This is a genomic window from Kribbella sandramycini, assembly GCF_013131805.1.
GTDB classification, from domain to species: Bacteria; Actinomycetota; Actinomycetes; order Propionibacteriales; family Kribbellaceae; genus Kribbella; species Kribbella sandramycini.
The window spans coordinates 1-20016 of record NZ_JABJRC010000012.1; the positions used below are offsets into that span (position 1 = coordinate 1).

20 protein-coding genes are annotated in these 20016 nt (G+C 70.7%); 17 read left to right on the forward strand and 3 right to left on the reverse strand.

The genetic code is table 11. The features are described 5' to 3' along the window. Positions 1-335: 335 nt before the first annotated feature. The 3 genes from HPO96_RS34375 (at position 336) to HPO96_RS34385 (ending at position 5556) form a co-directional block, all read left to right on the forward strand. Positions 336-2897, forward strand: coding sequence for a preprotein translocase subunit SecA (locus tag HPO96_RS34375; protein ID WP_171678650.1), 2562 nt, complete (start codon positions 336-338; stop codon positions 2895-2897). Positions 2898-3568: 671 nt separating this feature from the next. Then, complete coding sequence (locus tag HPO96_RS39960; RefSeq protein WP_420371484.1) at positions 3569-5224, forward strand: replication-associated recombination protein A; 1656 nt, start codon at positions 3569-3571, stop codon at positions 5222-5224. A 5-nt stretch (positions 5225-5229) separates the two neighbouring features. After that, entirely contained in the window at positions 5230-5556 is a 327-nt protein-coding gene (locus HPO96_RS34385) for a DUF4440 domain-containing protein (RefSeq protein WP_202886779.1), read from the forward strand. On the opposite strand, the gene HPO96_RS34390 is transcribed toward HPO96_RS34385, so the two are convergent. Further along, the gene (locus HPO96_RS34390; RefSeq protein ID WP_171678653.1) at positions 5553-5951 is read right to left on the reverse strand and encodes a SitI3 family protein; all 399 of its coding nucleotides are present in this window, start codon (positions 5949-5951) and stop codon (positions 5553-5555) included. The genes HPO96_RS34385 and HPO96_RS34390 overlap by 4 nt on opposite strands. A gap of 65 nt (positions 5952-6016) precedes the next feature. Between HPO96_RS34390 and HPO96_RS39350 the strand changes: the two genes are divergently transcribed. After that, positions 6017-6142, forward strand: coding sequence for a hypothetical protein (locus HPO96_RS39350; RefSeq protein ID WP_272954774.1), 126 nt, complete (start codon positions 6017-6019; stop codon positions 6140-6142). On the opposite strand, the gene HPO96_RS34395 is transcribed toward HPO96_RS39350, so the two are convergent. Continuing rightward, the gene (locus HPO96_RS34395; protein WP_171678654.1) at positions 6139-6561 is read right to left on the reverse strand and encodes a SitI3 family protein; all 423 of its coding nucleotides are present in this window, start codon (positions 6559-6561) and stop codon (positions 6139-6141) included. The two genes, HPO96_RS39350 and HPO96_RS34395, sit on opposite strands and share 4 nt — an antisense overlap. Before the next feature lie 134 nt (positions 6562-6695). On the opposite strand from HPO96_RS34395, the gene HPO96_RS34400 reads away from it, so the two are divergent. The 12 genes from HPO96_RS34400 to HPO96_RS34455 all read left to right on the forward strand — a co-directional run bounded on the left by HPO96_RS34400 (position 6696) and on the right by HPO96_RS34455 (position 18489). After that, entirely contained in the window at positions 6696-7106 is a 411-nt protein-coding gene (locus HPO96_RS34400) for a DUF948 domain-containing protein (RefSeq protein ID WP_171678655.1), read from the forward strand. Next, positions 7103-7342, forward strand: coding sequence for a DUF6167 family protein (locus HPO96_RS34405; protein WP_171678656.1), 240 nt, complete (start codon positions 7103-7105; stop codon positions 7340-7342). The genes HPO96_RS34400 and HPO96_RS34405 overlap by 4 nt, the downstream gene beginning before the upstream one ends. A gap of 4 nt (positions 7343-7346) precedes the next feature. After that, entirely contained in the window at positions 7347-10016 is a 2670-nt protein-coding gene (alaS, locus tag HPO96_RS34410; RefSeq protein WP_171678657.1) for an alanine--tRNA ligase, read from the forward strand. Between the two features lie 3 nt (positions 10017-10019). Then, complete coding sequence (gene ruvX, locus HPO96_RS34415; RefSeq protein WP_171678658.1) at positions 10020-10478, forward strand: Holliday junction resolvase RuvX; 459 nt, start codon at positions 10020-10022, stop codon at positions 10476-10478. Further along, a complete protein-coding gene (mltG, locus tag HPO96_RS34420) occupies positions 10475-11668 on the forward strand; it encodes an endolytic transglycosylase MltG (RefSeq protein WP_171678659.1) in 1194 nt (397 codons plus the stop codon). Before ruvX ends, mltG begins: the two co-directional genes overlap by 4 nt. Before the next feature lies 1 nt (position 11669). Next, positions 11670-12494 (forward strand): shikimate dehydrogenase, encoded by an 825-nt coding sequence (locus HPO96_RS34425; protein WP_171678660.1) that lies wholly within the window; start codon positions 11670-11672, stop codon positions 12492-12494. After that, positions 12481-13932 (forward strand): FAD-binding protein, encoded by a 1452-nt coding sequence (locus HPO96_RS34430; protein WP_171678661.1) that lies wholly within the window; start codon positions 12481-12483, stop codon positions 13930-13932. The genes HPO96_RS34425 and HPO96_RS34430 overlap by 14 nt, the downstream gene beginning before the upstream one ends. 16 nt (positions 13933-13948) lie before the next feature. Continuing rightward, positions 13949-14986, forward strand: coding sequence for a DUF2330 domain-containing protein (locus tag HPO96_RS34435; RefSeq protein ID WP_171678662.1), 1038 nt, complete (start codon positions 13949-13951; stop codon positions 14984-14986). After that, a complete protein-coding gene (locus HPO96_RS34440) occupies positions 14976-15677 on the forward strand; it encodes an A24 family peptidase (RefSeq protein WP_337796925.1) in 702 nt (233 codons plus the stop codon). The genes HPO96_RS34435 and HPO96_RS34440 overlap by 11 nt, the downstream gene beginning before the upstream one ends. An 89-nt stretch (positions 15678-15766) precedes the next feature. After that, complete coding sequence (locus HPO96_RS34445; protein WP_171678664.1) at positions 15767-17353, forward strand: FAD-binding oxidoreductase; 1587 nt, start codon at positions 15767-15769, stop codon at positions 17351-17353. Positions 17354-17400: 47 nt separating this feature from the next. Further along, positions 17401-17865, forward strand: coding sequence for a hypothetical protein (locus tag HPO96_RS34450; protein ID WP_171678665.1), 465 nt, complete (start codon positions 17401-17403; stop codon positions 17863-17865). A gap of 3 nt (positions 17866-17868) precedes the next feature. Then, positions 17869-18489 (forward strand): hypothetical protein, encoded by a 621-nt coding sequence (locus HPO96_RS34455; protein WP_171678666.1) that lies wholly within the window; start codon positions 17869-17871, stop codon positions 18487-18489. Here the strand turns inward: HPO96_RS34455 and HPO96_RS34460 are convergent. After that, positions 18433-19629, reverse strand: coding sequence for an ADP-ribosylglycohydrolase family protein (locus tag HPO96_RS34460; RefSeq protein WP_171678667.1), 1197 nt, complete (start codon positions 19627-19629; stop codon positions 18433-18435). The genes HPO96_RS34455 and HPO96_RS34460 overlap by 57 nt on opposite strands. Before the next feature lie 124 nt (positions 19630-19753). On the opposite strand from HPO96_RS34460, the gene HPO96_RS34465 reads away from it, so the two are divergent. Beyond that, positions 19754-19954 (forward strand): hypothetical protein, encoded by a 201-nt coding sequence (locus HPO96_RS34465; RefSeq protein ID WP_171678668.1) that lies wholly within the window; start codon positions 19754-19756, stop codon positions 19952-19954. The last annotated feature ends 62 nt before the right edge of the window (positions 19955-20016 follow it).

Consider the following 20016-nt stretch of genomic DNA (forward strand, 5'->3'; position numbering starts at 1 on the left):
CACTCGGCGGGCGCCTCGCTGCACCGGAGCCGAGCCCACGATGCTCCGCATCGCCGCCTCGTCTCCAGCGCACCGATGCACTCCGCCGAGCACCTGCTCGCGACGGCACGGGACGAGACACGCTGACTTAGGCCAACGCGTCTCGCCCCGCGCCTACTGCGCGGCACTCGGCGGGCGCCTCGCTGCACCGGAGCCGAGCCCACGATGCTCCGCATCGCCGCCTCGTCTCCAGCGCACCGATGCACTCCGCCGAGCACCTGCTCGCGACGGCACGGGACGAGACACGCTGACCTGAGTCTCGGAACGACACGGGGAGCCTGTACGTTGCCGTCATTATGGCTCTGAAAATCACCTCGCGCTTCCGTCGGCTGCTGCAGCGCCCCGGCTCGATCGACCTCGGCCCGTACGAGCGGCTCTCGCAGCTCGTGCTCGAGGCGGAGAAGACGGTCGAGCCGCTGACCGACGAGGAGCTGACCGAGTCCGTCGGCGAGCTCCGGACCACCGGCGGCCTGCACGAGGACGAGCAGATCGAGTTCCTGGCCCTGGCCCGGGACGCCGCCCGGCGGACGCTGGGCGAGTCGGCGTTCGACGGCCAGATCGTCGGCGCGCTGGCGATGCTGCAGGGCCGCGTGGTCGAGATGGCGACCGGTGAGGGCAAGACGCTGGCCGGCGCGTTCGCCGCGGCCGGGTATGCGGTCGGCGGCCGCAAGGTGCACGTGCTCGCGGTCAACGACTACCTGGCCCGCCGGGACGCCGAGTGGATGGCTCCGGTCTACGAGCTGCTCGGTGTGACCGTGGCGCACGTGGGGCAGGCGTCGACACCGGAGGAGCGGCGGGCGGCGTACCAGGCCGAGGTCTGCTACGTGCCGGTGAGCGAGGTCGGCTTCGACGTCCTGCGGGACCGGCTGGTCGCGGACGTCGAGGAGCGGGTCACCGCCGAGCCGGATGTCGCGCTGGTCGACGAGGCCGACTCGGTGCTGATCGACGAGGCCCGGGTGCCGCTGGTGCTGGCCGGTGCGACACGGACGGAGGAGCTGGACGACGACGTCGTACAGATCGTCCGGACGCTGCGCGCGGGCGTGGACTACGAGATCGACGGCGACGGCCGGACGGTCGCGCTGACCGATGCCGGCACCGACAAGGTCGAGAAGCTGCTCGGCGAGCGGGCCACCGCGGCTGCGGCCGAAGCGCCGGCCGAGACCGAAGCTGAGGATGAGGAAGCCGGCGAGGTTGAGGAGAAAGCCGAGCCGGAGGCCGTGCAGGTCAACCTGTACGACGACGAGAACCTGGACCGGCTGACGCAGATCAACGTCGCGCTGCACGCCGAGGTGCTGCTGCGCAAGGACGTCGACTACCTGGTCCGCGACGGCAAGGTCAGCCTGATCAACAACAACCGCGGCCGGATCGCCAAGCTGCAGCGCTGGCCCGACGGGCTGCAGGCCGCGGTCGAGGCCAAGGAGGCCGTGCCGGTCAGCGACTCCGGCGAGATCCTGGACAGCATCACCGTGCAGGCGCTGATCAAGGGCTACAAGTCGCTCTGCGGGATGACCGGTACGGCGGTCGTGGTCGGCGAGTCGCTGCAGGAGTTCTACGAGGTCGAGGTGGCCGTCGTGCCGCCGAACAACCCGAACATCCGCAAGGACGACGTCGACCGGCTCTACCTGACCGTCGACCAGAAGAACGCGGCGCTCGTCGAGCACATCGCCGAGGTGCACGAGACCGGCCGCCCGATCCTGATCGGCACCCACAGCGTCGAGGAGTCCGAGCAGCTGAGCGACAAGCTCGAGGCGGCCGGGATCCCGCACGTGGTGCTGAACGCGAAGAACGACGCCGAGGAGGCGGCGATCATCGCGGAGGCCGGCGTCCCGGGCACGGTCACGGTGTCGACCCAGATGGCCGGTCGCGGTACCGACATCCGGCTGGGCGGCAAGGACGAGTCGCACGACAAGGAGAAGGCGCTCGAGCTGGGCGGCCTGTACGTCGTCGGCACCGGTCTGCACGCCTCCCGCCGGCTGGACGACCAGCTCCGCGGCCGCGCGGGCCGGCAGGGCGACCCGGGCGGCTCGCTGTTCTTCGCCAGCCTCGGCGACGAGCTCGTCACCCGGTACTCCGTCTCCTCGGGCCTGCGTCCGCACCCCGACAAGACCGGCCGGCTGACCGACCGGAAGTCGATCGGCATGCTCGACCACGCCCAGCGGGTCGCGGACGGCGCCAACGCCGAGCTGCACCGGACGACGTGGCAGTACCACCGGCTGACCGGCCAGCAGCGCGCGATCCTGCTCGACACCCGCGAGCAGGTCCTGACCGAGGGGCTGGCCGCGACCGAGCTGTCCGAGCGGGTCAAGGAGCGCTACGACGAGCTGGTCGAGGAGCACGGCGAGGACGTCGTCAAGGACGCCGCCCGCCGGATCGCCCTGCACCACCTGGACCGGCGCTGGACCGACCACCTCGCCTACCTGGCCGACCTGCGCGAGGGCATCCACCTGCGCTCGCTGGCCGGCGGCATCGTGCACATGAAGCCGATCGACGAGTTCAACAAGTCCGCGATCGCGTCCTTCGACACCCTGGTCGCCGACGCCTGGACCGACGCCGCCGAGACCTTCGCCACCGCCGAGATCTCCGCCGCCGGCCTCGACGAAGCCGCCTCCGGCGTCCCCCGCCCCACCGCCACCTGGACCTACCTCGTCAACGACAACCCCTTCGGCACCGAAGCCGACCGGATCCTCGGCCGCCTCCGCAACGCCCTCCGCCCCCAGTCCGGCGCCCAGCCCGAAGAAATCCCCGACGAGCACTTCGACGAAACCGACCTCCCCGAAGAACTCCGCGACGCCGCCGACGAAGACCTCCCGGAAGAACTCCGCGAAGCCCCCGACGACGAAGACCCCAAGAAGAAGTAACCCCGCGCAACCAGGCCCCCTCGCCCCCGGCGAGGGGGCCTTCGCACGCCCACCCACCCACGCCTGGCACCCGACCCGAGCCCGACACCCAACCACCCGCCCACGCCTGGCACCCGACCCGAGCCCGGCACCCCGCCGTCGGTTGTCGGGCCTGGACGACTTCTTCTTGCGGTCGCCGGGGAGGTGAGCACCGGCGAGGTCTCCGGCCGCCGGTGCCTGCGTGACCACTGGCTGCTGGTGGAGTGCGGTGGTGGTCGGGTGGCATGTGGCGGCCGAGGGCTCGGTTGGTGGTCGAGTAGCCGGCGGCCGGAAGGCGTAGTTCGTGAGGCCTGCGAGCTGGTGGTTGGGTGCCGGGCTCGGGTTGGGTGCGCCTGCCGCCTGCCGCCTGCCGCCTGCCGCCTGCCGCCTGCCGCCTGCCGCCTGCCGCCTGCCGCCTGCCGCCTGCCGCCTGCCGCCTGCCGCCTGCCGCCTGCCGCCTGCCGCCTGCGAGGCGGACCTCAGGCACTCAGCAACTGGTGCTGAGCGTGGCGACGCAACTGGTGCTGAGCGTGGCGACCACGCCGTGGGGGCGGCGTGTCGGGGTGGGTTTGGGGAGTTGGTGAGTGGTGGGGGTTCGGGGTGCGGGGGTGAGGTCGGCTCGGGGTGTCGGTGGGGGTGGGTAGGGTTCGGGTGTGAGTGAGGGCTTGTTCGAGTTGCCGGGAGCTGCTGCGCCTTCGCGAGGGGGCGGGAGTCTCGCGGATATGGACCATACGGCGGCGCCGCTGGCGGTGCGAATGCGGCCGCGGAGTCTGGACGAGCTGGTGGGGCAGCAGCATCTGCTGGCGCCGGGCTCGCCGTTGCGGCGGCTGGTCGAGGGGGACCAGCCGATGTCGTTGCTGTTGTGGGGCCCGCCGGGGACGGGGAAGACCACGATCGCGGCCGTGGTGTCACACCAGACCAACCGGAAGTTCGTCGAGCTGTCCGCGGTGACGGCCGGCGTGAAGGACGTCCGGCAGGTGATCGACGGCGCCCGGCGCGACCTGGCCCGCGCCGACGGCTCGGTCGAGACAGTCCTGTTCATCGACGAGGTGCACCGCTTCACCAAGGCCCAGCAGGACGCCCTCCTGCCCGGCGTCGAGAACCGCTGGGTCACCCTCGTCGCCGCCACCACCGAGAACCCGTTCTTCTCCGTCATCTCCCCGCTCCTGTCCCGCTCCCTCCTCCTCACCCTCGAATCCCTCACCGACGACGACATCGCGCTGCTGCTCGACCGGGCGCTCGTCGACGAGCGCGGCCTGGCCGGCGAGTTCACGCTCGCGGACGATGCCCGCGACCACCTCCTCCGCATGGCCGGCGGCGACGCCCGCCGCGCCCTCACCTACCTGGAAGCCGCCGCCGGTGGCGCCCGCGCCAAACACCCCACCCGCGCAACCGGCACCCCCGCCTCCACTGAAGCGAAGTCGGCCGCCTCCGGCGCACCCGACACGTTAGCTTCCGGTGGCATCGGCCCGTCCGCCTCCGGTGCAGGCGACTCGGCCTCGTCCGCTGGAGCCGGCTCGGCCGCCTCCGGCACTTCCACCTCTGGGGAATCCGGTGCGGCTGCCGCCGGAGTCTCCGGGGCGTCGGCTTTCGGTACGTCCGGTTCTGGCGAGGTCGGCTCCGGTGGAGCGGCGAGCTCAGGGGGAGGGGTGGCGGACGGCGGGGGCGTGGCGGTGATCGATCTGGAGACGCTGGAGACGGCGGTGGATCGGGCTGCGGTGCGGTACGACCGGGCGGGGGATCAGCATTACGACGTGGCGTCGGCGCTGATCAAGTCGATTCGCGGGTCGGATGTGGATGCGGCGATGCATTACCTGGCGCGGATGATCGTGGCGGGGGAGGACCCGCGGTTCATCGCGCGGCGGCTGGTGATCTCGGCCAGTGAGGACATCGGGATGGGGGATCCGGCGGCGCTCGGGGTCGCGGTGGCGGCGGCCGAGGCCGTGCAGCTGATCGGGATGCCGGAGGCGCGGATCAACCTGGCCCAGGCGGTGGTCGCGCTCGCGCTCGCGCCGAAGTCGAACGCGGTGATCACGGCCGTCGACGCCGCGATCAGCGACGTGAAGGCGGGCAAGATCGGGCCGGTCCCGGCCCACCTGCGCGACGCGCACTACTCGGGCGCCAAGAAGATCGGCCACGGCGCCTCGTACCAGTACTCGCACAACGACCCGCGCGGCGTCGTCAGCCAGCAATATGCCCCCGACGTCATCGACGGCACCGACTACTACACCCCCACCCGCCGCGGCGGCGAAGCAGCCTACGCCGACCGCGTCGAGGCCATCCGCAAGATCCTCCGCGACCGCAAATGACGCCGATGAGCCGCGCAGCCGATCACGTCGAGGCCTTCAACCGCGCGGTGACCACCGGCGACTGGCCCGCCTTCGCCGAGCGGTTCGCCGCCGACGCGCGGATGGCGTTCGTCGGCGTCCCGGCCGGCCCGTACGTCGGCCGCCCGGCGATCCTGGCCGCCTATCAGGCAAACCCACCGGCCGAGACGATGGTCCTCATCGGTGCCGGCAAGCAGGCGGAGGCAGCAGCCGAGGCGGTGCGATTTCGGTGGGCAGGTGGCGGGACGGGAACGATGAGCATCGTGTGGGGGACCGACGGGCACGTGCAGGAGCTGACGGTCGCGTTCGACTAGCAGTCCTCGGGGTAGGGCATCGGACGGCGGGTGTAGGGCGAGGGGATGAGCGCGAGCCACTCGGGGTTCGACCAAAGCCAGATGTCGCCCAGTTGGACGTCGGTGCCGCGGCGCAGGAGCAGGATGCGTTCGAAGTCCTGTTGGAGCATGGCGTCGCCGGGCTCGTCGGCGAGCAGCCGGACGACGGTGCGGACGAGTTCGGCGTACTGCGGTTCCGGCTCGGCGATCTTGTCGAAGCGGAAGCCGACCGAGAGCTCGGGCTCGACGAGGACGAGGTTGGCGCGGCCGTCGGGGCGCACGGTGGTGAGCAGGCCGGTCGACGACTTGCCCTCGAGATGGGCGAACGCCTGGACGGGCGTCGTCGTGCACAACTGGAAGACGTACTCGATGGCCACGGGGGCACCGTAGGGGTTGAAAGGGGCTGGACAGGCTGCAGGCGGCCTGGGGTGAGAGGTGCTTTGTGTTCAACCTCGGTCGGCATGACCGCAGGAACGGCCGGCGGCAGCAGGATGCGTGCGCTGGGGTGATCGCCGCGGGGGCGGTCGCCGACGGGCTCGTGCAGGAGCTGACGGTCACCTTCGGCTAGTCCTCGGGGTAGGGGAGGTCGCGGCGGGTGTAGGGCCAAGGGATGAGGGCGAGGAGTTCGGGTTTCCACCAGTACCAGGAGTCGCTGAGCTGGAGGTCGGCGCCGCGGCGGAGGAGCTGGATGCGCTCGTAGTCCTGTTGCAGCATGGCGTCGCCGGGTTCGGCGGTGAGGATCCGGACGACGATCGACACGATCTCGGCGTACTGCGGTTCCGGATCGGCCACCTTGTCGAGCCGGAAGCCGACCGAGACGTCGGATTCGCCGAGCACCAGGTTGGGCGAGCTCTCGGGGTGCACGGTGATCAGGAGCCTGGTGGCGGTCCGGTGGTGGGTGAGGTACCAGACGTCCGGCGCGATCAGCCAGCTGATCACCTGCGGGTGCGTCGGCGTGCACAGGTGGAGGGAGTACTCGATCGCCATCGCCTCAGCGTAAGGGCGGGCGGGTTTGGTGGGGGACTGTTATGTGGGGGATGGTGTCCTGAGGGAATGTGCGCTATGAGCGCGCGATAGGGTCGCGGGGTCCACGAGTCGCAACGGAAGGTGGAGCTTTTTCCATGAGCGTCGGTGAAGTCGCAGGGCTGATAGCGGCCTGCGCACTGCTCATCCTGGTCGGGCTGCTCGCCTATCCGATCCTCAAACTCGGCAAGGTGCTCGACGAGACCCGGATCATGGTCAAAGGCGTCTCCGACTCCAGCGTCCCGCTGCTCGGCGAGGTGACCACGACCGTGGCCACCACCAACGCCCAGCTGGCGAAGGTGGACACCATCACCGACAACGCGGCCACCGTGAGCACCAACGCGGCGGCCCTGGTGTCGCTGTTCTCGGCGACCGCGGGCGGTCCGCTGGTGAAGGCGGCCGCGTTCACGTACGGCGTCCGCCGGGCGCTCGGTGAGAACCAGCGGCGCGACGTGGCCCGCCGGGTGAAGGACGAGATGAAGGCCGAGCGGAAGGCGCGGAAGCGATGAAGCGGATCTTCTGGCTGATCATCGGGATCGCCGTCGGCGTCTACGCCGTGACCAGGCTGAAGAAGCGGGCCCAGGTGCTCGCGCCGGAGAGCGTCCAGGAGTCGGCGGCCAAACTGGCGGCCGCCGTCCGGCACTTCGGCGACCAGGTCCGCGAGGGCATGGCCGAACGGGAAGCAGAGCTCAAGGACGCGCTGGGTATGGACGCAGCGCCGAACGAACGTGAGGACTACCGGTAACACCATGGAAACCAGTGAGATCAGGCGGCGGTTCCTGAGCTACTTCGAGGACCGCGGCCACACCGTGGTGCCGAGCGCGCCGCTCCCGTCGCCGGACCCGAACCTGTTGTTCAACGTGGCCGGCATGGCCCAGTTCGTGCCGTACTTCGTGGGTCAGCAGACCCCGCCGTACCCGCGGGCCACCAGCGTGCAGAAATGCGTCCGGACGCTCGACATCGACGAGGTCGGCAAGACCACCCGGCACGGCACGTTCTTCCAGATGAACGGCAACTTCTCCTTCGGCGACTACTTCAAGGAGCAGGCCGTCCAGTACGCCTGGGAGCTGGTCACCAAGCCCCAGAGCGAAGGCGGCTACGGCTTCGACGAGTCGGTCCTCTACGCCTCGGTGTACTACGAGGACGACGAGGCGATCGACATCTGGAAGCGGGTCGCCGGCCTGCCCGACGACCGGATCGTCCGGCTCGGCATGAAGGACAACTTCTGGTCGATGGGCATCCCCGGCCCGTGCGGCCCGTGCTCGGAGATCCTGATCGACCGCGGCCCGGAGTTCGGCGCCGACCGGGACTGGGAGGCGGGCGACCGCTACCTGGAGTTCTGGAACCTGGTCTTCATGCAGAACATCCGCGGCGAGGGCGGCGGCAAGGACGGCTACCCGATCCTCGGCGAGCTGCCGAAGAAGAACATCGACACCGGCCTCGGCCTGGAGCGGGTCGCGTACCTGCTGCAGGGCGTCGACAACATGTACGAGATCGACGAGATCTTCCCGGTGATCGAGAAGGCCTCCGAGCTGACCCAGCGCAAGTACGGCGCCGAGCACGTCGACGACGTCCGGTTCCGCGTCGTCGCGGACCACGTCCGCAGCGCGCTGATGCTGATCGGCGACGGCGTCACCCCGAGTAACGAGCAGGGCGGGTACGTCCTGCGCCGGCTGCTCCGCCGCGCGATCCGCTCGATGCGCCTGCTCGGCTACGAGGACCCGTCGCTGGTCGAGCTGCTGCCGGTCAGCCTGCAGCAGATGAAGAAGTCCTACCCCGAGCTGGAGTCCGACTTCGGCCGGATCAGCCAGGTCGCGTACGCCGAGGAGGAGGCTTTCCGGCGCACGCTGACGGCCGGTACGACGATCCTCGACGTCGCCGTCAAGGACGCGAAGGCCGGCGGCGCGCACCAGCTCGAGGGCGCCAAGGCGTTCCAGCTGCACGACACCTACGGCTTCCCGATCGACCTGACCGTCGAGATGGCCGCCGAGCAGGGCCTGAACGTCGACACCGAGGGCTTCCGCTCGCTGATGAAGGAGCAGCGCGAGCGGGCCAAGGCCGACGCGCGCGCCAAGAAGGCCGGCCACGCCGACACCTCGGGCTACCGGGAGCTGCGGGAGAAGGGCGCCACCGAGTTCACCGGCTACCAGGAGCTCAGCACCGACTCGCAGGTCCGCGGCCTGCTGCGGGACGGCGTCGTCGCGAGCTCGGCCGAGCCGGGCGAGACCGTCGAGGTCGTGCTGGAGAAGACCCCGTTCTACGCCGAGTCCGGCGGCCAGATCGCCGACGAGGGCCTGATCGTGGCCGACGGCGTGAAGCTGAAGGTGCTTGACGTCCAGCGGCCGGTCAAGGGCCTGATCGTGCACCGGGTCGAGGTCGTCGAGGGCGTGCTGCGCCCGGGGCTCGACGTCCAGGCCGAGGTCGACCACGAGTGGCGGGTCCAGGCCTGCCAGGCGCACTCCGGCACCCACGTCGTGCACGCCGCGCTGCGGCAGGTCCTCGGGCCGAACGCGTTGCAGAGCGGCTCGTACAACAAGCCCGGCTACCTGCGCCTCGACTTCGCGTGGACGTCGGCGCTCGACCAGGCCACCCGGTCCGAGATCGAAGAGGTCGCGAACCTCGCCGTCCGCCAGGATCTGCCGGTCGCCGCGCAGTACATGACGCTGCCGGAGGCCCGGGAGTGGGGCGCGCTGGCGCTGTTCGGCGAGACGTACGACGAGCAGGTCCGCGTGGTCGAGATCGGCGGCCCCTGGTCGCGTGAGCTCTGCGGCGGTACGCACGTCAAGCACTCGTCGCAGGTCGGGGCGCTGACCATCACCAGCGAGTCCTCGGTGGGCGCCGGCGTCCGGCGCGTCGAGGCCTTCGTCGGGATGGAGGCGCTGCACTACCTCGGCCGCGAGCGGTCGCTGGTCCGGCTGCTCAGCGAGAACCTGAAGACCCGCCCGGAGGAGCTGCCGGCCAAGGTCGCCGACCTCGCCGAGCGGCTGCGGGTGGCCGAGAAGGAGCTGGAGAAGGTTCGCGCGGCCCAGGTGCTGCAGGCGGCGGGCGAGCTGGCGGCCGCGCCGAAGGACGTCTTCGGCGTCCAGTACGTCGGCCACCGCGCGCCCGACGGCGTCAACGGCGGCGACCTGCGCAAGCTGGCCCTCGACGTCCGCGGCCGGATGGCGAACGACAAGCCGGCCGTGGTCGCCGTCCTGAGCGTCAACGACGGCAAGCCGGGCATCGTGGTCGCGCTCAACGACACCGCGCGCGAGTGGCGGCTGAAGGCGGGCGACCTGGTCCGCACGGCGGCCGAGAAGCTCGGCGGCAAGGGCGGCGGCAAGGACGACGTCGCGCAGGGTGGCGGCACGGACGCGGCCGGTGCGGACGACGCGCTGGCGGCGGTCGAGCACACCATCGGTCAGCTCGTCACGGGCTGACACATGAGAACCGGCGTGCGGATCGCACTGGACATCGGAGACGCCCGGATCGGCGTCGCCCAGAGCGATCCGCACGGAATTCTGGCCACCCCGGTGGAGACGATCCGCCGGGGGCCCGGTGATCTGGGTAGGATCGCCGCACTCGTCGCCGAACTGGAGGCGGTCGAGATCGTGATCGGGCTGCCGCGGTCCCTGAACGGGGGCGAGGGGCCCGCCGCGGCGAAGATCCGGGAGACGGCGGGGCAGGTGCGGCAGCTGGTGCGGAAGGACGACGCGGGGCCCGCGGTGCGGCTGGTGGACGAGCGGTTCACCACGGTCACCGCCGAACGGGTGTTGCGTGAGCGCGGTAAGAAGGGTTCGAAGCGGCGCGCGGTGGTCGATCAGGCCGCGGCGGTCGTGATCCTGCAGCATGCGCTCGATCTCGAGCGGGAGACCGGCAATCCACCGGGGAGGCCTTTGTGAACCGACCGACGGTGGACGACGACCGGACCGAGGGCGAAGACCTCGGCACCGGCCTCGGGCTGCGCCCGGAGAGCCGGGTGGAGCGCCGCGAGCTGCGCCGCAAACAGCGCGCCCGCCGCGGCCTGGGCTGTTTCGCGGTGATCATCTCGCTGCTGGTCGTGGGCTCGCTGGTCGCCGGCGCCGTGATCGGCTTCGGCAAGGGCAAGGACGCGCTGGAGAAGGTCTTCGCCGCCCCGGACTACGAGGGCAACGGCGAGGGCACGGTCTCGGTGGAGATCACCAAGGGCCAGGCGACGGCGTCGATCGCCGACACCCTGGAGAAGAAAGAGGTCGTCAAGAGCGCCAAGGCGTTCGAGCGGGTGGCCCGCGAGGATCCGCGCTCGCGGCAGATCCAGGCCGCGACGTACACGCTGCGCAAGCACATGTCCGCGAAGGCCGCGTTCGAGCTGATGCTGAACACGGCCGAGTCGATCCGGGTGCTCCGGGTCAGCGTCCCGGCCGGTAAGACCAAGGCCGAAGTGGTCGCGATCCTGCAGAACCCGCGGTTCAAGCTGCCGGCCGGGTCGGCCGCCAAGGCGATGGGGAACCCGAAGGGCCTGGGCCTGCCGGCCTACGCGCACGCGAACGCCGAGGGCTTCCTCGCCCCGGGGACGTACGACGTGCCGAAGGGCGCCGACGCGACCGCGATGATCAAGCTGATGACCGGGCAGTACGCGAAGAACGCCGCCGCGGTGAACTTCGTCAAGACCGCGCAGGCCAAGGACATCGACCCGTACCGCGCGCTGATCGTGGCCAGCATCATCCAGAGCGAGACCAACCGCCAGCAGGACTACGGCAAGGTCGCCCGGGTGATCTACAACCGGCTGGCCGCCGGGATGCGCCTGCAGATGGACTCGACCGTGCACTACGTGGCCGGCCGCGACGGCGGCGTCTTCACGACCGAAGAGCAGCGCGACATCGACTCGCCGTACAACACCTACAAGTACAAGGATCTGCCGCCGACGCCGATCAGCTCGCCGACCAAGGACACGATGCGGGCCGCGGTCAACCCGACCAAGGGCGGCTGGCTGTACTTCACGCTGGTCAACCTGGACACCGGCGAGACCGCGTTCGCGCGGACGGCGTCCGAGCACCAGGCGAACGTGAACAAGCTGCGGGCCTGGTGTTCGGCGAACAAGGGCCGCTGCTGACATGACCCGTTGTGCCGTGCTGGGTTCGCCGATCGCGCACTCGCTGTCCCCGGCCATGCACCGGGCCGCGTACGCCGCGCTCGGGCTCGACTGGTCGTACGACGCGTTCGAGGTCGGGGAGGACGAGCTGCGCGGGTTCGTCGCGTCCCTGGGCGACGACGTCCGCGGGCTGTCGCTGACGATGCCGCTGAAGCGGGTCGCGCTCGACCTCGTCGACACGGTCGATCCGGTCGCCGAGCTGATCGGCGCGGCGAACACGATGCTGTTCGAGCCCGACGGCTCCCGGTCCGCGCACAACACCGACGTCCCGGGGCTGGTCAGCGCGTTCGCCGAGCGCGGGATCACGGTCGCCGACTCGGCCGTCGTCCTGGGCGGGGGCGCCACGGCCGCCTCGACGCTGGCGGCGCTGCGCGGGATGCGGGTCAGCGAGGTGACGGTCGTCGTCCGCGACCTCGGGAAAACGGAGCGGCTGCTCGATCTGGCGGCCGAGCTAGGGTTGAAAACGTCGGTCGCCGACTTCTCCCAGGTCGAGCAGATCGGCGGGTTCGACCTGTGCATCTCGACGCTGCCCGGCGGCGCGGTGGACGCGTGGGCGGACCACTTCGCGAGTGTCGCGCCGGTGGTCTTCGACGTGGCCTACCACCCATGGCCGACGCAGCTCGCGCTGTCCGCGCACCGGATCGGTACAGAGCTGTTGAACGGGCTTGATCTCCTTGTGCACCAGGCGACCCTGCAGGTGGAGATGATGACGGGTAGGTCGCCCGCGCCGCTGGCGGCCATGAGGGCCGCCGCACGTGAGGAGCTCGACGATCGTGAGCCAGCTTGACCGCCGTACCGTTCTGAAGGCAGGCGGTGTCACCGCCGCCGTCGCGCTGACCGGCGTGACCGACGCGCTGGCGAGCAGCACCGCGGCGCCGAACTGGAACCGGTTGTCTCGCGCTCTGCAGGGCGGCAAGTTGTTCATGCCGTCGACGTCCGGGTACGCCGCGGCGCATCAGCTCTTCAACCCCCGCTGGGATGCGGTCCAGCCGGCCGCGGTCGTCCGCGCCGCCCGGACGGCGGATGTCGTCACCACGATCAACTTCGCGCGGGACAACAAACTCGTTCTGGTCCCGAAAGCCGGCGGCCACTCGTACGTCGGCGCATCCGTGCTCAGCAAGGGCATTCAGCTCGATGTCGGGGCCCTGCGTGGGATGACGTATGCGAAGAACGGCGTCCTGACCGTCGGGGCCGGGGCGCGGTTGTACGACGTGCACGCGTTCCTCGACAAGTACGGCCGCTCGCTGCCGACCGGCACCTGCCCGACCGTCGGCGTCGCCGGCCTGACGCTGGGTGGCGGGATGGGTATCCACACCCGCGCCTGGGGGCTGACCTGCGACCGGCTGGTCGGGATGAGCGTGGTGACCGCCGACGGCAAGGCGCGCGCGATCTCGGCGAACACCGATCCGGATCTGTTCTGGGCGCTGCGCGGCGGTGGCGGCGGCAACCTGGCCGTCGTGACGTCGTTCCAGTTCGCGACGATCCCGGGGCCGAAGCTCGGCTTCTTCCGGCTGACCTGGCCGGAGGCAAAGGCGGCCGCGGTCGTGGCCGGCTGGCAGGAGTTCGTCCAGAAGGCGCCGGGCACGGCCTGGGGCAACCTGCATCTCAATGCCAAGAGCAACGGAACCCTCTCGGTGCACGTACTCGGCATCTCCACCACCGGTAACGCGGCCGCCGCGGCCGCCCAGCTGGAGTCGTTCGTCGGCGCGAAAGCGTCGTCCCGCTCGATCACCGTGAAGACGCATATGGAGGCGGTGAAGTACCTCGGCGGCGGCACGACCAGCCCGCGGACGGGTTTCCTGGCCGGCTCCGACGTCCTCCGCGCCCCGCTGAACGCCTCTTCGATCAGCGCGCTGATCGCCGCGGTGAAGGCCGCGGCCCGGGCCAAGACGCCGGCCGCCGCGATCATCGACCCGCTCGGCGGGCAGGCCGCGAAACAGCCGGCCGGTGGCGCGGCCTGGCCGTGGCGCTCGGCTCTCGGCGTCATCCAGTGGTACGTCGGGACGGCGCCGAAGCCGTCGTCCGCACAGCTCAAGGCCGCGCAGACCTTCATCGACAACGGTCACGCCGCCGTCCGCTCGTTCTCGGCCGGCGGCTACGTCAACTACGTCGAGGCCCGCCGCGGCGTCTCCACCTACTACGGCGCCAGCCTGCCCCGGCTGCGCGCGGTCAAGAAGAAGTACGACCCGGCCGGCTTCTTCCACACCCCGTACACCTTCGTTTAGGCGTTAGTCTCCCGCCATGAAGTTTTGGCGGGGGATCGCGGGAACACTCGCGCTCGGGTTCGTCGGCGCCGGGGTGGTTCCGGCGTGGGCCTGCGCGTGCGGCGGCTATCTGTCGGACGCCGATTCCCGCGCGCGGGCGTACGGCGAGCAGGCGCTCGTCCGGTACGACGATGCCCGGCGGACCGAGGAGATCACGCTGTCGATGGCGATCACCGGGTCGTCGAAGAAGGCGGCCTGGATCATGCCGACCCCGGGGCCCGCGAAACTCGAACTCGGGGACGAGAACCTGTTCCCGCGGCTCGATCGGATCACTCTGCCGAAGGTCGTGATCCGCAAGACCTACTGGCCGTTCCGCGGCCTCGACCTGCTGCAGCGCGACGGTGCGTCGGCGGGTGCCGCGCCCGGCGGGGTGAACGTGCACGAACAGATGCGGCTCGGGCCGTTCCAGATCGCCCGGCTGGGCGGCGGCCCGGCTGGTGTCACCGACTGGCTCGATGCGAACGGGTACGTCGTCCCGGACGGGCTCGCAGCCAACCTCGCGCCGTACCTGACCGAGGGCTGGGAGATTGTCGCGGTCAAGCTCGCGCCCCAGCAGACCGGCGGCCAACTCGCCGGGGAGACACCGCCGCTGCGGCTCACGTTCGGGTCGGAGCAGATCGTCTACCCGATGCGGCTCAGCAAGGGCGCAACGACCGCGCAGAAGGTGACCGTGTATGTCGCCGCCCAGCACCGCGTCGACGCCAGCACCCTCCCGGTCGCCGGCGTCCAGCCCGAGCTCCTGTACGCCGGGCGCGCGCTCGACCCGGCGCTACCGGCCCCGGCCGACTACCTGACGGCGTACCGGGTGAGCTATCCGGAGCCGGCCCGGATCACCTCTGATTTCACCTTCACCAGAGCGGCATCTGATGAGCCGTTCCAGCGCATCAGGTACGTGACGCGGAACGAGCCCGGCTGGAGCACATTCGGGGTGCTGGCGGGTGGGGTGCTGCTGCTCGTCGGCGGCGGTTTGGCGCTGTTCCGGCGGCGGTCTAGGGTGCAAGACCGTGTCGAGTGAGTGGCTGGCCGCGGCAGCGGGAGTGGTCTGCTGCGGGGCGGCGGCGTCCGTACTCGCGCCCTGGCTGTTGCGGCGGATTCCGGAGCCGGTGCTCGACGAGGGTGACACGAAGGTGCTGTACGCCGAGCTGGCTGGGCCGCGGGCGGCGTACTGGTGTGGTGGCCTGGCTGCGGTTGCTGGAGGAGTGCTGGGCTGGCTGCTGGCTGAGGACGCCGCACTGATCGCCTGGCTGCTGCTGGCCGTTTCGGGTGCGGTGCTCGGGTACATCGACGCGCGGACGCGGTTCCTGCCGTCGGCGATCATCTGGCCGACGTACGCCGTGGTCGGGCTCGCGCTGGTCGGTGCGGCGCTGATGTCGGGGGAGTGGGATGCGCTGCGCCGGGCGGCGATCGCGGGGGCGATCGGGTTCGGGGTGTTCTACGTGCTGTGGTTCGCGTTTCCGCGTGGGGTGGGGTTCGGTGATGTGCGGTTGTCGGGGCTGCTCGGGCTGGCGCTCGGGTGGCTCGGCTGGGGTGAGTTCGCGGCCGGGCTGTACGGCGGGTTCTTCCTCGGGGCGGTGGTCGGGATCGTGCTGATCGCGGCGCGGGTGCTGACGCGGCGCGAGATGGTGCCGTTCGGGCCGTTCATGCTGGCCGGGGCGCTGGCCGGCGTCGTCGTCGGCGAGCCGCTCGGCCGGCTCTACGCCGGATAGGGGATAGGTCGACTCAGCCAGACGGCTGATGTGGGCGCAGGCGGTCTCTTCATAGGTTCGGGGCAGTCGAACCACGTGGGGAGAAATCGATGCCGATCAGCCGTCGAGGTCTACTGGCCGGAACCGCCGTCGCCGGAGCGGGGCTCGCCGTCCCGGTCACCACCGCCAGCGCTGCGCCGCTGTCCGTTGCTGCTGGGGAGAAGATCCGGCCGGGCGACAACCGGTACGCCGATCTGGTCCAGCGCGGCCAGAACAAACGCTTCACCGCGCGGCCGGAGTACGCGCGGGTCATCCAGTCGACCGAGGACGCCGTCCGCGCTGTGCAGGAGGCGGTTCGGGGTGGCAAGAAGATCGCCGTCCGCAGCGGCGGGCACTGTTTCGAGGACTTCGTCGACAGCTCCGACGTCCAGGTGCTGCTCGACCTGTCGACGTACGACGACGTCAGCTTCGACGAGCGGTATCGCGCGTTCTCGATCGGGGTCGGCGCGACGCTGGAGAAGGTCTACAAGGAGCTGTTCTACGGCTGGGGTGTGACGATCCCGGGCGGCGGATGTCTCGGGGTCGGCGTCGGCGGGCATTTCGCGGGCGGCGGGTACGGGCCGCTGTCGCGCAAGCACGGCTCGGTCGTCGATCACCTGTACGGGCTCGAGGTGGTCGTCGTCGACGCGCGCGGCCGGGCGCGGGCGGTGGTCGCGACGCGGGACAACGCGCACAAGGACCTGTGGTGGGCGCATACCGGTGGCGGCGGCGGGAACTTCGGGCTGGTCACGCGGTACCTGATGCGGTCGGCCGGCGCGACCGGGCGGGAGCCGGGCGATTTGTTGCCAAAGGCACCTACCAGCTTGTTGTCGAATATCATCGTCTACGACTGGAAGACGATCGGGAAGGCCGGGTTCGCGCGGGCGGTGCGGAACTTCTTCGACTTCTTCGAGGCGCACAACACGGCCGACTCGCCGTACGCCACGCTGTACAGCCCGTTCATCCTGTCGGCGTCGTCCGCGGGGAGCTTCCTGATGTCGAACCAGCTCGACGCGTCGGTGCCGAACGCGGCCGGGCTGCTGGAGACGTTCACGAAGGCGATGGTTGCCGGGCTCGACCCGGCGCCGGCGGTCTATCCGGTGCCGGAGGGGCCGTTCCTGGGGACGACGATCCAGCGGTCGATCCCGGCCGGGCCGAGCGTGACCCGGAACAAGTGGAAGGCCGGCTACCTGCGCAAGGGCTACAGCGACGCGCAGATCGAGACGATCCACGCGATGCTGACCGATACCGCGAACACCGCGCCGGAGACGTCGCTGCTGCTGATCCCGTACGGCGGCAAGGTCAACACGGTCAAGCCGGATGCGACCGCGACCGCCCAGCGGGACGTGGTCGCGAAGATGGTCACCACGGTGAGCTGGAACGACGCGGGCGAGGATGCGAAACATCTCGGGTGGGTGCGGAAGTGGTACGCCGAGCTGTATCGCGACACGGGCGGCGTACCGGCGCCGAACGCGGTCAACGCCGGGTCGTACATCAACTACCCGGATGTGGATCTGGCCGATCCGGCGTACAACAAGTCGGGCGTGCCGTGGCACGACCTGTACTACCTGGGCAACTACCCGCGGCTGCGCCGGATCAAATCGGCCTGGGACCCGCGGAACGTCTTCACCCACAAACTCGGGATCGAACCGCTGTGAAACGGCCGTGAGAGCCCGGTGAGATGCCGCCCGGCGAGAGTCGTCGTATGAACTCTCGACGGATCCCGCTCGCGGCCGCGGCACTCCTGGCCCTCACGCTGACAGGCTGCTCGGACTCCGGCACCGCCACCGAGCAGCCCACCACCCGGCAGTCCGCACCGGCACCGGACAAGGACGAACCTGCTGCCGGCGCGGGGACCAAGGAGGGGTTCTGCGCCGCGATCGCGGACGGCGGCGGCGTCGACCTCGCCCAATGGAACCAGCCCCAGGCCGACCCCGCCCTGCGCGAGAAGCTGGCCAAGCGCTTCACCGCGCTTGTCGACGCCGCTCCGGACGACCTGAAACCGGCGATGCGGGACGTCGCCGCGGGCTACGAGCTCGTCTCCGCCGGCAAGGTCGCTGAGAGCGACCAGGCCACGATCGCGAAGTATGCGACCGCCATCCAGAAGCTCAACCAGTGGATGCACGCGAACTGCCCGAACCTCAAGCTCCCGACTCCCGCGGCGGGCTGACCGATGCGGCTCAATCCCGTCCTGGTGGCCGGCTTCGAGCTCGGCCTGCTGATCACGCTCCTCACCGCCTGCGCCGACGACCGGCCGCCGGCGCCTCCGACGACGTCCGGCACACCAGCCGTCGTCCAACCGGCCACCACCGCGCCGACCGGCGCGACCCCGACCACGCCGTCCGGCACCGGCCCTGCACAGGGGAACGGGCCGTTGCCGGCGGCGTGCACACCGCAGTCCGTGCCGGCCCTCTGCGTCACCTTCAACCTGACAGGAGCCGCCACTGTGACCGGCTCGAACTGGGTGTACGCCGAGATCCCCGACCCCGATCTCCCCGACGCCACCTGCGCCGAATACGGCGCCAGCACCCTCGAGTCCGAGACCCCCGGCCTGCCCAAGGTCACCAAGGTGATCGGCGCCCAGGCCGTCGAAGCCACCTTCACCGCCGACCGCGCCGGCCCCGACGCTCCGGCCACCGGCTCCCTGACCGTCGACGACGTCACCTACGAAGCCGAAGACGCCACCCTCACCCTCAACCCCGACGGCTCCGGCAAACTCCTCATCCCCCGCCTCACCTCAGGCTCCGGCAGCCTCGCCGGCGCCATCACCTGGCGCTGCCTGGACCCCAAGTAACCCCTCCGCCAGCCCCGCCAAAACCCCCCGCCCCTCCACCCCCGCCCCCAACCCCACCGGCAACCATCCCTCCCCATAAAGCGCCCCCAAAACATTCCCCGCAATCGCCCCCGTCGAGTCACTGTCCCCACCATGCGAAACCGCCAATGCCAACCCCTCAAGCACGTGCTCCGGCCCCGGGACCACAAGCGCCGCATAAACCCCGATCGCCAACGCCTCCTCCCCAACCCATCCACCCCCCAGCTCCTCAACCCGTCCAGCAGCAAGCTCCCCAACCAACGCCGAAGCCGCGCCGTCCAGCCCGGGCCCCACGGCGTCCTGTCCGGCCGACGCCGGAGCCGCGCCGCCCACCTGCTCAACTGCGATGGGAGCCTCGTCATCCACCTGCTCTTCGGGCGCCGCTGGGTACTTGAGCCCGGCGAGGTGGCCGGCGCCTGCGGCGGACGCGACCTCAGCGGCCAGTTCTCGGGCGGCGAGTAGGGCGGCGGTGGTTTCTTGGTGGTTGGGGTAGGTGGCGAGCAGGGTGAGGACTGCGTCGAGGGCTGCGTCCAGGGGAGTGCCTGCGGTGAGGTGGTTGAGGAGAGCGGCGAGGGCGCCGGAGGACAGTTGGCCGGTGGGGTGGCCGTGGGTATAGGCGGCGGCTTCGACCGCGCCGTCGAAGGATTGGCGAGGGGGGATGTCGAGCAGGCCGTAGGGCGCGACCCGCATGACGCCGCCGCAGCCCTTCGAATCGTTCACGGCGGGGGAGCCGATGCGGCCGTCGGCGCGGGCCGTGCTGAGCGCCGAGAGGCAGGTGTTGCCGGGGGCGCGGCGGGCGTAGAGCCAGGGCTCAGCAGCCAGGCCGGACGCCGAAGCGGGCGGAGCGGGGAGGAGCTGGGTGTCGAGCCAGCGGTCGTAGGCCTCGGCGACCGCCGTGCCGCCGCCGCGGAGGATGCCCTCGATGGTGAACAGCGTCATCTGCGTGTCGTCAGTGATCGAGCCGGCCGGCCACCCCGCCGTCCCGCTGACGAACGTCCGCAACCGCTCCGGATGCGCCGCCAGAATCGACTGCCCGCTGTCGAACTCGACCGGCGCTCCCAGCGCGTCCCCGATCGCCCCGCCCAGCAAACACCCACGCACCCGCTCCGCACGAGAAGTCATGCCAGGACCCTATCGATGGTGGTGCCAGCGCTACCCCCAAGAAGGGATCCAAGGCCAGTTCGCCGGCGTCGGAGAACTTCTACGGTCGGAGTACAGGGGAAACGACCGGCAAGGAGCGCACCAGATGAACACCGGATTCCGTCGGAACGCCGTCCGGCTGGCCGCCGCCGTACTGGCCACGACCGCGCTCGGAGGCGCCGCGATCGCCGGAGCGTCGGCGGCCACCGCAGCCACCAGTTGCGACTCGTCACCGATCGTGAAGACGTTCGACACCGTGCTCAAGGTCCGCAACGGGTTCGACGCCGAGTCGCCGACCTGCCGCTGAGCCGACGAGCCCCTGCTGCTGGGCCAGGCGGACCGCGGTGAGACCGGCGTCCGGCGGCGGGG

Bases quoted from the DNA above. Each gene is read 5' to 3' on its own strand.
- HPO96_RS34375 (WP_171678650.1), top strand. From the start codon at position 336: ATGGCTCTGAAAATCACCTCGCGCTTCCGTCGGCTGCTGCAGCGCCCC.
- HPO96_RS34385 (WP_202886779.1), top strand. From the start codon at position 5,230: ATGAGCCGCGCAGCCGATCACGTCGAGGCCTTCAACCGCGCGGTGACC.
- HPO96_RS34395 (WP_171678654.1), bottom strand. From the start codon at position 6,561: ATGGCGATCGAGTACTCCCTCCACCTGTGCACGCCGACGCACCCGCAG.
- HPO96_RS34400 (WP_171678655.1), top strand. From the start codon at position 6,696: ATGAGCGTCGGTGAAGTCGCAGGGCTGATAGCGGCCTGCGCACTGCTC.
- HPO96_RS34405 (WP_171678656.1), top strand. From the start codon at position 7,103: ATGAAGCGGATCTTCTGGCTGATCATCGGGATCGCCGTCGGCGTCTAC.
- alaS (WP_171678657.1), top strand. From the start codon at position 7,347: ATGGAAACCAGTGAGATCAGGCGGCGGTTCCTGAGCTACTTCGAGGAC.
- ruvX (WP_171678658.1), top strand. From the start codon at position 10,020: ATGAGAACCGGCGTGCGGATCGCACTGGACATCGGAGACGCCCGGATC.
- HPO96_RS34425 (WP_171678660.1), top strand. From the start codon at position 11,670: ATGACCCGTTGTGCCGTGCTGGGTTCGCCGATCGCGCACTCGCTGTCC.
- HPO96_RS34435 (WP_171678662.1), top strand. From the start codon at position 13,949: ATGAAGTTTTGGCGGGGGATCGCGGGAACACTCGCGCTCGGGTTCGTC.
- HPO96_RS34445 (WP_171678664.1), top strand. From the start codon at position 15,767: ATGCCGATCAGCCGTCGAGGTCTACTGGCCGGAACCGCCGTCGCCGGA.
- HPO96_RS34450 (WP_171678665.1), top strand. From the start codon at position 17,401: ATGAACTCTCGACGGATCCCGCTCGCGGCCGCGGCACTCCTGGCCCTC.
- HPO96_RS34455 (WP_171678666.1), top strand. From the start codon at position 17,869: ATGCGGCTCAATCCCGTCCTGGTGGCCGGCTTCGAGCTCGGCCTGCTG.
- HPO96_RS34460 (WP_171678667.1), bottom strand. From the start codon at position 19,629: ATGACTTCTCGTGCGGAGCGGGTGCGTGGGTGTTTGCTGGGCGGGGCG.
- HPO96_RS34465 (WP_171678668.1), top strand. From the start codon at position 19,754: ATGAACACCGGATTCCGTCGGAACGCCGTCCGGCTGGCCGCCGCCGTA.